Genomic DNA, 12,940 nt, shown 5'->3' with positions numbered 1-12,940 from the left:
CGGGGCGGGCGGTTGTAACGTTGTGATTATCGTTGCCGGACGATCGCCGCGCTAGTGTAAGGGCTAAAACCGAGCGGGGGCGGAAAGCGGCCGAGGGGCGGACGGTGTCGCGCGAGGGCGATAAAGGGCAAGGCCGGGCCGCGGTGACCGCGGCCCGAGACTCGGCAAGGGGGATGTCGCGGGCCGGCCCGGCGCGGCCGCCCGCCCAGGCAAGCAGCTACTGCGCGATCTCTTCGCGTTCGCGTCCGTAGATCTCGACGCGGTTGCGGCTGCCGCTCTTGGCGCGATACAGGGCCATGTCGGCACGCATCAGCAAGGTGTCCAGCGACAGTCCCGGCTCGTGCAGCGCCAGGCCGATGGAGATGGTCATGCTCAAGGGACCGCCTTCGAGCAAGCCGATTTTCATGCCCGCCACGGCCTGGCGCAGGCGTTCGGCGGCGACCAGCGCGGCCGGCAGGTCGGTGTGCGGCATCAAGGCGGCGAATTCCTCGCCGCCGAAGCGGCCGACGATATCGCTGTCGCGCAGCGTATTGGTGATGGTGTCGGTGACGCGGCGTATGGCCTGGTCGCCCACATGATGGCCGTAGCGGTCGTTGATGGACTTGAAGTGATCGATGTCGATCAGCAAGGCCGCCAGCGGATGCGGATAACGGCGGCATTGCAGGATCTGCGCCTCGGCGGTTTCCATGAACGCGCGGCGATTCTTCAGGCCGGTCAGCGGATCGGTATTGGCCAGCCAGACCAACTGGCGGGTACGGTGCGCCACTGCCGATTCCAGCCGGGCATTGGCTTGCGCCATGCGCTGGTTGAAGTGGCGCGCATGGCGGTTCAGCACCAGCAGCCAGATCGCCAGGATCACCGTGCCGGCGATCAGGCCGGCCAGCGTCCATTCGAGATTGCGGAAGCCTTGCGCCAGTTGAGCCCGGTTGCCGTGCGTGATGGAGCTTTGTTCGCGCTGCACGGTATTGGCGATGCGGTCGGCGATGCCGCGCAACTCCTCCGCCCGGTCGGAAACCTCGACGGCGATCTGCCGTACGCGCACCGGATCCTTGATCTCGGCGGTGTCGTGCCAGGTACGCAACTGATCGTCCAGCCCGATCAGGTCGCGGTCGGCGGCGGGAATGGCGCGCAAGAGGGCCAGCCCGGCGGCGCTTTCGGCGGTCCCGGGATTGACGAACGTGGACAGCGCCTGCAACCGCTGCGTGAAGTCGCGGGTATCGCTGCCACCCGCCGCGCGGCTGGCGGACGTCGCCAGGCCGTTCACCTGGGAAATCAGGCGATAGCTGTAGAACGCGGCGTCGTCACCATTGGGCTGCGAAGCGGTACGCGTCTGCTGGTACAGGGTGGCCCCTGCCATGATGATCAGCAGCACCATGGCGCCCAGCAACGCGGCCAGGGCGATCGCCAGACCCCGCCGGCGCGGCACGTCCGCCGGCGCCTGCCAGGCGTCGTCCTGCGGCAGGCTCTGGGCCTGTGCGGGCGGCGGCGGGGAGGGCGGCGGCAGCGTCATGGGGGAGGAGACTTGCGGACGGGCGCTCAAGGCGCCCGCGCGCCGTGCCGGTGGGCGGCGCCAAGGCGGTGCAGCGACAGGGTCACGAAGAACTGCCCGCGCGTGTCGGCTGCGGGGCGCGAGCCGTGCAGATGAGGAAAGCGATCGTACATGCAGTCTCTGTTCCTATTGGCAAGGATGACGAGCGCAGCGCAAACGACAAACCAGCCAAGGCGTCGTCAGACATCCCGGCGCGAGGCTACGCGTATGGATAATCGAGATGCTCGGCGGCCACGGACCAACGCGCTTGGTCTGTGATACAGAAAGCATCCAGTGTTATCAGTGGGTTAGCATTGTGGGCGGGACCCACTTATCAATCAACAACGAAAATTATCGGCAAATCTCTGCATTATGAGAATTTATTGCCGATCTTTTCTTTGCATGCAATTTTTCCATCAGAATTCTCCGCGGTCATTCGCGCGCCGGCTGAAGCCCGCTGGGACGCCAGCAATGTCATAATCCGCGTTAATCCTTCCCTACCGCAGCCTCCCGGGGCCGCGGGTCACGCATTCTCCAGTTCTTCACCATGTCCGGCAATACCTTAGGCACTCTTTTTTGCGTAACGAATTTCGGTGAGTCGCACGGTCCGGCCATCGGCTGCGTGGTGGACGGCTGTCCCCCTGGATTGCCGCTGGAAGCCGCGGATATCCAGGCAGAGCTCGATCGCCGCCGCCCCGGCACGTCGCGTCATGTGACGCAGCGCCAGGAGGCCGATCAGGTGGAAATCCTGTCCGGCGTGTTCGAAGGCGTCACCACCGGCACGCCCATCGGGCTGCTGATCCGCAACACGGACGCCCGCAGCAAGGATTACGCGAACCTGGTCGACACCTTCCGTCCCGGGCACGCCGACTACAGCTACTTCAAGAAGTATGGGGTGCGCGATCCTCGCGGGGGCGGCCGGTCTTCCGCCCGTCTGACGGCGCCCACCGTGGCTGCCGGCGCCATCGCCAAGAAATGGCTGCTGGAGCAGCACGGCGTGCGGGTGCGCGGCTATATGAGCCAGCTGGGCCCCATCAAGATTCCCTTCGAGACCTGGGACGAAGTCGGCCGCAACGCCTTCTATGCGCCCAATGCCGGCGTGGTGCCTGAGCTGGAAGCGTTCATGGATGCGTTGCGCCGCGACGGCGACTCCATCGGCGCGCGCATCGAAGTGGTTGCCGAGAACGTCCCGGCCGGCTGGGGCGAACCCGTCTACGATCGTCTGGATGCCGATATCGCGCACGCCATGATGGGATTGAATGCCGTCAAGGGCGTTTCCATGGGCTCCGGTTTCGAAAGCATCGAACAGCGCGGCTCGCAGCATGGCGACGAGATCATGCCCGACGGCTTCCTCGGCAACAATGCCGGTGGCGTGCTGGGCGGCATTTCCTCGGGACAGCCGGTGACCGTATCGCTGGCGATCAAGCCGACGTCCAGCATCCGCGTGGAACGGCGTTCCGTCGACCGGGCCAATAATCCGACCTCGGTGCAGACCCAGGGCCGCCATGATCCCTGCGTGGGCATCCGCGCGACACCGATCGCCGAGGCGCTGCTGGCCCTGGTGCTGATCGATCACGCCCTGCGGCAGCGCGGCCAACGCGGCGCGTAGTCCACGACCGGCTGCCGGCCGGGGCAATACGAAACAGGGTGGCGAGCGTGAGCGCCACCCTTTTTTTTGACGCTGGGCCGCCCCGAGTCAAAAAGCGGCCCCTTGGGGGACCGGGCAACCCGCAGGGTTGCCTTAAGGGGCCTTATTCGCGCGCGAGCGGGTGCGGGCACTTTAGCCACATTGCTTCGGGGGAGTGTTGAGGGGCGGAGCCCCTCAACCAAATCCTCGCGCGGAGCGCGGAGGGCGCAGCCCTCGGCTACCGCCCCCCCCTGCATGGTACTGCTTGTACTAGTATTGATGCTGCCGTTGTACTAGCTTAATCCCGCGGGCATAATCGGCTTCCCTAGTTGGTAATTCCCGATTCCGGTGAAGCTCATGGCCCAAACTCTCTACGACAAACTCTGGGACGCGCACGTCGTCAACCAAGAGTCCGATGGCACCTGTTTGCTCTATATCGATCGCCACCTGGTCCACGAAGTGACCAGCCCCCAGGCGTTCGAAGGGCTGGAAAACGCCGGCCGCAAGCCGTGGCGCATCGACGCCAACCTGGCGGTGGCGGACCACAACGTGCCGACCCTCAATCGCGCCCAAGGCATCAGCGATCCCATTTCGCGCCTGCAGGTCGATACGCTGGACAAGAACTGCGACGCCTACGGCATCACCGAATTCAAGATGAATGACCTGCGCCAAGGCATCGTGCACGTCATCGGACCGGAGCAGGGCGCGACCTTGCCCGGCATGACGGTGGTCTGCGGCGATTCGCACACCAGCACCCACGGCGCGGTCGGCACCCTGGCCTTCGGCATCGGAACGTCGGAAGTCGAGCACGTGCTCGCCACCCAGACGCTGCTGATGAAGAAGAACAAGAGCATGCTGATCAAGGTCGAAGGCGAAATGCCCTTCGGCTGTACGGCCAAGGACCTGGTGCTGCACGTGATCGGTGTCATCGGCACCGCCGGCGGCACGGGCCACGCCATCGAGTTCGGCGGCAGCACCGTCCGCGCGCTGTCGGTCGAAGGCCGCATGACGGTCTGCAATATGGCCATCGAAGCCGGCGCCCGTTCGGGCATGGTGGCGGTCGACGACAAGACCATCGAATATTTCCGCGGCCGGCCCTTCTCGCCGACCGGCGTGCTGTGGGACCAGGCCGTCCAGTACTGGCGCACCCTGCATACCGACGACGGCGCCAAGTTCGACCGCGTGGTGGAAATCAACGCCAAGGACATCCGTCCGCAGGTGACCTGGGGTACCTCGCCCGAGATGGTGCTGTCCATCGAGGACCGTGTGCCGGATCCCGATCGTGAAAAAGACGACGTGCGCCGCAGCGGCATGGAGCGCGCCCTGGAGTACATGGGCCTGAAGCCCAATACGCCGCTGGCCGACATCCGCGTCGACCGCGTGTTCATCGGCTCCTGCACCAACTCGCGCATCGAAGATCTGCGCGCCGCCGCCGTGGTGGCGCGTGGCCGCCGCGTGGCCGCCAATGTGAAGCAGGCCATGGTGGTGCCGGGCTCGGGCCTGGTCAAGCAGCAGGCCGAGCGCGAAGGCCTGGACAAGATCTTCATCGCCGCCGGTTTCGAGTGGCGTGAACCGGGTTGCTCCATGTGCCTGGCCATGAACGCCGACCGGCTGGAGCCGGGCGAGCGTTGCGCGTCCACGTCCAACCGCAACTTCGAAGGCCGGCAGGGCCAGGGTGGCCGTACCCACCTGGTCAGCCCCGCCATGGCGGCCGCGGCGGCAGTCGCCGGCCACTTCGTCGATGTCCGCACTCTTCGCTAAGGCGCACACAGATCATGCAAGCATTCACCACTCATGAAGGCCTGGTGGCCCCGCTCGACCGCGAGAACGTCGACACCGACCTGATCATTCCGAAGCAATTCCTGAAGTCGATCAAGCGCAGCGGCTTCGGCCCCAACCTGTTCGACGAACTGCGCTATCTGGATCACGGCGAACCCGGCATGGACAACAGCAAGCGTCCGCTGAACCCGGATTTCGTGCTGAACCAGCCGCGCTACCAGGGCGCCAGCATCCTGCTGGCCCGCAAGAACTTCGGTTGCGGCTCCAGCCGCGAGCACGCGCCGTGGGCGCTCACGCAATATGGCTTCCGCGCCATCATCGCGCCGTCGTATGCCGACATCTTCTTCAACAACAGCTTCAAGAACGGCCTGCTGCCGGTGAGCCTGTCCGAGTTCGAAGTGGCGCGCCTGTTCGACGAGGTCAAGGCTTTCCCCAACTACAAGCTGCGTATCGACCTGGAACGCCAGGTCGTCATCGCCGCTGACGGCCGCGAGATCGGGTTCGACATCGAACCCTTCCGCAAGTACTGTCTGGTCAACGGTTTCGACGACATCGGCCTGACCTTGCGCCAGTCCGACAAGATCCGCGCGTTCGAAGCCGAACGCCTGGCGCGTCACCCGTGGTTGACCAGCGGCCGTCCGCTGGTCTGACGCAGGGCCGGGGGCGGGCATTGCCTGCCCCGCGGCCTGCCGTTTCAACGTTTTCATCTCCAATCTGGATCTTGCAATGACCCATAAGATCGCTGTTCTCCCCGGTGACGGTATCGGCCCGGAAATCGTCGAGCAGGCCGTGCGCGTGCTCAAGGCGCTGGACGTGTCGTTCGACCTGAAGGAAGAACCCGTGGGCGGCGCCGCCTTCGACAAGTTCGAGCACCCGCTGCCGCCCGCCACCCTGAAGCTGGCGCAGGAATCGCAGGCCACGCTGTTCGGCGCCGTCGGCGACTGGAAGTACGACAGCCTGCCGCGCGAATTCCGTCCCGAGCAGGCCATCCTGGGCCTGCGCCGCTCGCTGGGCCTGTTCGCCAACCTGCGTCCGGCCATTCTCTACCCCGAGCTGGCCAATGCCTCGTCGCTGAAGCCTGAAGTGGTTTCGGGCCTGGACATCCTGATCATTCGTGAACTGACCGGCGACATCTACTTCGGCCAGCCGCGCGGTCAGCGCAGCGCGCCCGATGGCGCTTTTGCCGGCGAGCGCGAAGGCTACGACACCATGCGCTATGCCGAATCCGAAGTGCGCCGCATCGCGCGCGTGGGCTTCGAGGCCGCGCGCAAGCGCGGCAAGCGCCTGTGCAGCGTGGACAAGGCCAACGTGCTGGAAACGTCGCAATTCTGGCGCGATATCGTGATCGACGTCAGCCGCGAATTCCCGGATGTGAAGCTGACGCATATGTACGTCGACAACGCCGCCATGCAATTGGTGCGCGCGCCGCGTGAGTTCGACGTGATCGTCACCGGCAACATCTTCGGCGACATTCTGTCGGACGAAGCCGCGATGCTGACCGGTTCGATCGGCATGCTGCCCTCGGCCTCGCTGAACTCGTCCAACCAAGGTTTGTACGAGCCCAGCCACGGTTCGGCGCCGGACATCGCCGGCAAGGGCGTGGCCAATCCGCTGGCCACCATCCTGTCGGCCGCGATGATGCTGCGCTATTCGCTGGATCTGGCCGGTCAGGCCGATCGTATCGAAGCTGCCGTGCGCAGCGTGCTGTCCGCGGGCCTGCGTACGGCTGACATCTACGAAGAAGGCACCACCAAGGTCGGCACCACCCAGATGGGTGACGCCGTGATCAAGGCGCTGGCGTCGTAAAAAACCGTCAAACCGCTCCGGCGGGGCAGCGCGCCTCGCCGGCAGTTCGGGGAAGATCGGCACTTTCTGCTAAATTGTGGAGTGTTTCGGTCCAAAAAGACCGGACTCGCCGCGCGGTATGCCCTTCCGGGGCATCTCGTTCGCCGCCCCGTTTCTGGGGCGCATCTGCCCGTCGCACGACGGCTCCGCGGCAAAAAACCCGTCTATTCCGACGGAATTCCGTTTTTTCCCAAATAACCATGAATCTTTAAGAGCGTACAGAAATGAGCAATGCAGTGGGCCTCGTCGGTTGGCGTGGCATGGTCGGATCGGTTTTGATGCAACGCATGCGCGATGAGAAAGACTTCGCGCTGATCGAACCGGTGTTTTTCTCCACTAGCAACGCGGGCGCTGCTGCGCCCGCATGGGCGGACGGCGCTGGCGCGCTGCAGGACGCCTATGACATTGACGCTCTTAAAAAACTGCCGATTATTGTGACCTGCCAAGGCGGGGACTACACGTCGGAGGTCTATCCCAAGCTGCGTGGCGCCGGCTGGCAAGGTCTCTGGATCGATGCCGCCAGCACCCTGCGCATGGCCGATGACGCCATCATCGTGCTGGATCCGGTCAATCGTCCGGTGATCGACGCGGCGCTCAAGCGCGGCGTGCGCAATTTCGTCGGCGGCAATTGCACCGTCAGCTGCATGCTGATGGGCCTGGCCGGCTTGTTCAATAACGACCTGGTGGAATGGATGACCTCCATGACCTATCAGGCGGCCTCGGGCGGCGGCGCGCAGCATATGCGTGAACTGCTGACCCAGTTCGGCCTGTTGAATAATGCCGTCAAGCCTTTGCTCGACGATCCCGCCTCGGCCATTCTGGACATCGACCGTGGCGTGCTGTCCAAGCAGAAGGACGAGAACCTGCCTACCGACAACTTCCTGGTGCCGCTGGCCGGCAACCTGATTCCCTGGATCGACAAGGATCTGGGCAACGGGATGTCCAAGGAAGAGTGGAAGGGCGAGGCAGAAACCAACAAGATCCTGGGTCGCGGCGAGGCCTTCGGCACGCCGGTCACGCCGATCGACGGCTTGTGCGTGCGCATCGGCGCCATGCGTTGCCACAGCCAGGCGTTGACCATCAAGCTTAAGCGTGATGTCCCGCTGGACGAAATCCAGGACATAATCGCCAACGGTACGCAGTGGGCGAAGGTCGTTCCCAATACCAAGGAAGCGACCATCCGCGATCTGACGCCGGTTGCCGTGACTGGCACGCTGGATATTCCGGTGGGCCGTCTGCGCAAGCTGTCGATGGGTTCGCAGTATCTGGGCGCCTTCACCGTGGGCGACCAACTGCTGTGGGGCGCGGCCGAACCTCTGCGCCGCATGCTGCGTATCGCGCTGGCCGAGGCTTAAGCCGCAAGGCGGCCGGCCCGTCGGGGTTGGTCGCGTGCGGTGCCAGGCAGGAACAAGGGCACCCAAGGTGCCCTTGTTATTTCAGCAGCAAGGCAGGTACGTTACAATTTTTCATCGCGGCTACATGCCCTACGACCGTGGATCCCATCGGCTTATGACGTCAAGCACCCCGCGCCTGTCCCCCCGTTTTTCCTTCACCGCGACGCGTTGCGCCGTGGCGATGTTGCTGACGGCGTCGGCCGTGGCCGTGCAACCGGCCTGGGCGGCGCGTCTGGGACATAGCCGGGTCGTGTCGGCGCAGAACGCGCCTCTTCAGGTGCTGATTCCCCTGACCGATCTGACGCCTGACGAGCGCGCCAGCCTGCAGGTCAGCGTCGCCAGCGCCGATGCCTGGCAGCGGGCCGGGCTGAAGCCGCCGGTGTCCTTGTCCAGCCTGACCCTGAAGGTGGAAAACGGCGCCGATGCCTCGCAGCGGAATGTGCGGCTGACGTCATCGGAAGTCGCGGCGGATCCTGCCGTGGACGTGTTGCTGAATATCGGCAGCGGTGCCGGCCAGCGGCTGGTGCAGTTGACGGTGATGCAGACGGAACGCGGTTTTCCGGGGCTGAACGCGCAGGCGACGGTGGGTACGCCGAGCCGCGCCGGTGGCGCCGGCGGTGGCAACGTGGCGGTGCGCCAGGGCGATACGCTGTATGGCATCGCGCAGAGCCATGCGCTGGCCGACGCCACCATCTATCAGATGCTCGTGGCCTTGTGGCGCGCGAACCCGCAAGCCTTCATCGGCAACAACATGAACCGTGTGAAGGCCGGCGCGCGCTTGATCGTGCCGGATGCGTCCACGGTGCGCGCGATCGATCCGGGCGAGGCGCGGCGTATTTTCCTGGAGCAGGCGGAAGCCTATGCGCGCTACCGTGCGGGGCTGGCGGGTGCGGCCGGCCGCGGCGCGGCGGCGACCCAGGCGCCCACGACGTCGGGGCAGATCGGTGCGGGCGCGCCGGCGGCGCAGTCTGATTCGGGTGCGCAGGATCGCCTGCGCTTGTCCAGCGGCGTGCCTGGCCAGGCCGGGCAGAGCGCCGAGGCCGCGGCCCAGTCGCGCGGCGATGCCGAGGTCTCACAGGCCAAGGCGGACCAGGATGCGAAGACGCGCGTCGACGAGCTGGAACGCAACGTCAAGGATTTGAACGCCGCGCTGGCGTCGAACCAAGGGCAGGGCGGCCAGGGCTCTCCGGGCGCCAGTGGGCCCGGTTTGACCGTGCCCGGCGTGACCGTGCCGGGCGGACCGGGGGCGGTTGCCCAGGCGGGTGCGAATGCGCCGACGGGTGCGTCGGGTCAAGGCCAGGGTAGTACTGCGGCTGGCGGGCCTGGAGCCACGGGCGCCGGTGGGCAGCCTGGGACGGCAGGTCAAGGCGCTGGCGCGGGGCAGGGCGGTGGTCAGGCGGGTGTGAAAGGGCAACCTGCGAATGGACAACCTGCGAACGGACAGTCCGCGCCGAATGCCCAGGCGAACGGGGCCGGTCAGGCCGGTGCCGCGAACGACGCGGCAGGGCAGCCTGGCGCTGCCGGTCAAGCAGGTGGCGCTGGCCAGTCCGGCAGTGGTGCAGCGGGCAACGCTGCCGCGGGCGATAGCGCCGGCTCGAATGCCGGAAACAACGCAGGCGCTGCCGCTGGCAGCAATGCAGGCAGTAGCGCGGGCAACGGCACAGGTAGCGGCGCTGGCAACGCAGGCAATGGCGCAGGCACCCCGGCGGATTCGGCTGGCGGTACCGGCGCGGGAGCCGCGGGCAATGCCGGCAACGCGGGCAATACGAGCAATGCAGGCACACCCGGTGCCGCGGGTGCGGGCGCCAGCTCGTCGCCCTCCGGCACGGCTGCGTCGACACCGGGCGCCCCGGCGCCAGGAACTTCGGCTGCGTCGTCGACCCCCAACTCGGCCACGTCGAACGGTGCTGCCAACAGCGACAGCGCTTCGGGCGCGAATACGAACGCGAATAGCGGTTCGAACAGCGCGACCGCGGGCGGCAAGGCGGCCCAGCCTACCTCTTCGCTGCCGCGTTGGCTGTCGGACAATCTGCTGATCTTCATGACGGTCGTCCTGACCCTGATCGCCTTTGTCATCGCCTGGCTGCTGCGCCGTGCCGGCGCTCGCCGCAATGACGAAGACGAAGACATGGACGAAGACCTCTACGCAACCGAGATCGATCCCGCCGCGATCGATCGGCGCCTGGACGGCATCGACCTGGATCTCGATTCCCAGCCTGGCGACACGCCCGTGCGGCGCGAGCCGGGTGCCGGCCCTCGCGGCACGCTGCCTGGCTCGTCCCGGCCCTGATCGATGCCACGTATTGCATTGAGCGTGGCGTACGACGGGTCCGCCTGGAATGGCTGGCAGACCCAGCCACATAGGAAGACCGTACAGGACACGCTGGAGGCCGCGTTGGCGCAATTCGCCGACCGTCCTGTCGCGACTATTTGCGCCGGCCGTACCGACACCGGTGTGCACGCGGCCATGCAGGTGGTGCACCTGGACACGGACGCGGAGCGGCGCGAGGAATCCTGGGTACGCGGCGTCAATGCGCTGCTGCCGGCCAGCATCGCGGTACGGTGGGCGCGCGTCGTGCAGGATGACTTCCACGCGCGCTTTTCAGCGGGCAGCCGGACGTACGTTTATCTTCTGCTCAACGATCGTGTGCGCACGCCGATGTGGGCGGGACGCGCGGGTTGGTGTTTCCAGCCGCTGGACATCGAGGCGATGCGCGAGGCCGCGGCCTGCCTGCTGGGTGAACATGACTTCAGCAGTTTCCGTTCATCGCAGTGCCAGGCCAAGCATCCGGTGCGCGTCATGCATCGCCTGGACTTCGCCACGCATGGCGACCTCATCGTCGTCACCTTGCGCGCCAATGCTTTCCTGCACCACATGGTGCGCAACCTGATGGGTGCATTGCTGCAAGTAGGGCAGGGGCGCAAGCCGGTGGCATGGATGGCCGACCTGCTCGCCGCGCGCGACCGCAAACAGGGCGCGCCCACGTTCATGCCGGATGGGCTGTACCTGGCCGCCATCGAGTATCCCGAGCATTTCACCTTGGGTGAGCTGGATGGGACGCGGTTGATTTTGCCTGGGTTGGCTTGAGACGTAGAAGCTCGCGCTAGCGAGCTTGGACTATTGCCTTGGTGCAGGCGCTGGAGGGGCAGGGGCCGCAGCCGACTGTTGCGGTGCAGACAACGCCGTCGAGAGCGAAGATTGCAAGACCGGCGTGGCCTTCTGCATGCCGAAGTAGATGGCGCCTACCACCGCAATGATAGTGACGGTCCACTTATAGATGTCCGTGTGCGCTCTCTCTACAAATGAGCGGATGTCAGAGATATCCAGCATGGCACTTATCCTGGCCAGGCTTATTTTGACTTCCGAAAGCGTCTCCTTGATGGTGGCGACGTCTAATTGGAGCGTTGCAACGTTCGACTTGAGCGTTGCAACATCCGACTTGAGGGTCGCGACATCGCCTTCGATCCGACTCAGGCGGTCGTCGATGATGTCTACGCGTTTTTCGAGGTGATCAAGGCGGTCCATGGCGTCATTGTGGGCCTTCGCCATTGATGAGGTCAAACGGGGGTGTGCTCGATTTCGCGCGGATCGCATGGCTTGATGCACGCGGCGCGAGCTGCGGCGTGCATAAAGTAAGATACCTGGCCCGCCCCCTCTCTATAAGCCAGGACTTATGCACCTCAGCCTCCGTCAGCTGGAAGTCTTCCGGCTTTTCTCCAAGACGCGCAACGTCACCGAAACGGCCAGCCTGCTGCGCGTGACCCAGCCGTCGGTCAGCCAGACGCTCAAGGAGATGGAGAACCAGGTCGGCTTCACCCTGTTCATCAGGGTGGGAGGCAGGATGCATCTGACGCCAGAAGCCACCGCGCTGCTGACGGAAGTGGAACGGGTCCTCGCGCAATTCTCCACGCTGCGCGGCCGCGCCAGCGAATTGCGCGACGGCCGTTCGGGCAAGCTCGCCATCGCCAGCGTAAGTACGCTCTATACCGACATCCTGCCGGCCGCCATGGCGAGCTTCCGCAAGGACCACGACAAGGTCCATTTGCGCGCCGACACCTACACAGCCGCGGAGGTCGTCCAACAAGTCCGCCAGGACCACGCGGATGTGGGCTTCGCCTTCCTGCCGGTGGACGAAATGGGCGTGGCCGTGCAACCCCTGCTGCGCATGCAGGTCCTGTGCGCCGTGCCTGACGGGCATGAACTGGCGCGCCAGAAATCCGTCTCGGCCCGCGACCTGAACGAGCAGGAAGTCATCATCCAGAACGCCGACACCCCGCCCGGCATGGTCCTGCACGAATCGCTCGACCGCGACGGCGGCTTCACCGCGCGGGTCCTGGACACCAATCACTCCATTCCCGCCCTGCATATGGTCAGGCACGGCCTGGGCGTGGCGCTGGTCCACCCCTTGACCCTGTCGCTGGCCGTCCTCGAAGACTATGCCATCACGGCCGTGCCGCTGGAGCCGCCCATCTACCAGACCCTGGGCATGGTCTATTCACGGCATCGGCCGGTGCCCAGGTCGGTCGTCCGCTTCGAAAAATACCTGCGGCACAGCCTCCAGCATTTCTGCGAGCAGATGAACGGCCGTGGCTACCACTGCGAAATGCTGATCTAGCAGCACGACTTGGCACCCAGCCGGGCGCCGGCAAAAGCAGTCACGCATCCGTTGCCGATTGGAGACAGCCCGACGCCACGTTGATCCACGCGAATCGGCCCGGCTGGCCTCACCCACGCCCTCCCAACCCCGAAAAACGCACCTGATCGGG

11 protein-coding genes are annotated in these 12,940 nt (G+C 65.4%); 8 read left to right on the top strand and 3 right to left on the bottom strand.

Features of this window, described 5'->3' with window-relative positions:
* Positions 1-217: 217 nt before the first annotated feature.
* Both ASB57_RS12385 and ASB57_RS31730 read right to left on the bottom strand, forming a co-directional pair.
* On the bottom strand, positions 218-1,510 hold the full coding sequence (locus ASB57_RS12385) for a GGDEF domain-containing protein (RefSeq protein ID WP_057652509.1): 1,293 nt from the start codon (positions 1,508-1,510) through the stop codon (positions 218-220).
* A gap of 26 nt (positions 1,511-1,536) precedes the next feature.
* Positions 1,537-1,662, bottom strand: a complete 126-nt coding sequence (locus tag ASB57_RS31730; RefSeq protein ID WP_255362028.1) for a hypothetical protein — start codon at positions 1,660-1,662, stop codon at positions 1,537-1,539.
* A 413-nt stretch (positions 1,663-2,075) separates the two neighbouring features.
* Between ASB57_RS31730 and aroC the strand changes: the two genes are divergently transcribed.
* The 7 genes from aroC (at position 2,076) to truA (ending at position 11,261) form a co-directional block, all read left to right on the top strand.
* Positions 2,076-3,137 carry a chorismate synthase gene (aroC, locus tag ASB57_RS12380; RefSeq protein WP_057652508.1) on the top strand — a complete coding sequence of 354 codons (1,062 nt, stop codon included), beginning with the start codon at positions 2,076-2,078 and terminating at the stop codon, positions 3,135-3,137.
* 375 nt (positions 3,138-3,512) lie between these two features.
* Positions 3,513-4,916, top strand: a complete 1,404-nt coding sequence (gene leuC / locus ASB57_RS12375) for a 3-isopropylmalate dehydratase large subunit (RefSeq protein ID WP_057652507.1) — start codon at positions 3,513-3,515, stop codon at positions 4,914-4,916.
* Positions 4,917-4,930: 14 nt separating this feature from the next.
* The gene (gene leuD, locus ASB57_RS12370) at positions 4,931-5,584 is read left to right on the top strand and encodes a 3-isopropylmalate dehydratase small subunit (protein ID WP_057652506.1); all 654 of its coding nucleotides are present in this window, start codon (positions 4,931-4,933) and stop codon (positions 5,582-5,584) included.
* A gap of 76 nt (positions 5,585-5,660) precedes the next feature.
* A complete protein-coding gene (gene leuB, locus ASB57_RS12365) occupies positions 5,661-6,740 on the top strand; it encodes a 3-isopropylmalate dehydrogenase (RefSeq protein WP_057652505.1) in 1,080 nt (359 codons plus the stop codon).
* Between the two features lie 263 nt (positions 6,741-7,003).
* Entirely contained in the window at positions 7,004-8,134 is a 1,131-nt protein-coding gene (gene asd / locus ASB57_RS12360; protein WP_057652504.1) for an aspartate-semialdehyde dehydrogenase, read from the top strand.
* 154 nt (positions 8,135-8,288) lie between these two features.
* Positions 8,289-10,463, top strand: a complete 2,175-nt coding sequence (locus ASB57_RS31580) for a FimV family protein (RefSeq protein ID WP_057652503.1) — start codon at positions 8,289-8,291, stop codon at positions 10,461-10,463.
* 3 nt (positions 10,464-10,466) lie between these two features.
* Positions 10,467-11,261, top strand: coding sequence for a tRNA pseudouridine(38-40) synthase TruA (gene truA, locus ASB57_RS12350; protein WP_057652502.1), 795 nt, complete (start codon positions 10,467-10,469; stop codon positions 11,259-11,261).
* Between the two features lie 30 nt (positions 11,262-11,291).
* Here truA and ASB57_RS12345 read toward each other — a convergent pair whose 3' ends face one another.
* A complete protein-coding gene (locus ASB57_RS12345; RefSeq protein WP_057652501.1) occupies positions 11,292-11,723 on the bottom strand; it encodes a hypothetical protein in 432 nt (143 codons plus the stop codon).
* Between the two features lie 124 nt (positions 11,724-11,847).
* Here ASB57_RS12345 and ASB57_RS12340 point away from each other — a divergent pair, with 124 nt between their 5' ends.
* Positions 11,848-12,789 (top strand): LysR family transcriptional regulator, encoded by a 942-nt coding sequence (locus ASB57_RS12340; protein ID WP_057652500.1) that lies wholly within the window; start codon positions 11,848-11,850, stop codon positions 12,787-12,789.
* The last annotated feature ends 151 nt before the right edge of the window (positions 12,790-12,940 follow it).

The organism is Bordetella sp. N, assembly GCF_001433395.1.
Classification (GTDB): Bacteria; Pseudomonadota; Gammaproteobacteria; order Burkholderiales; family Burkholderiaceae_B; genus Bordetella_C.
The sequence above is the reverse complement of the archived record's forward strand: the minus strand, read 5'-3'. Positions and strand labels throughout refer to the sequence as shown.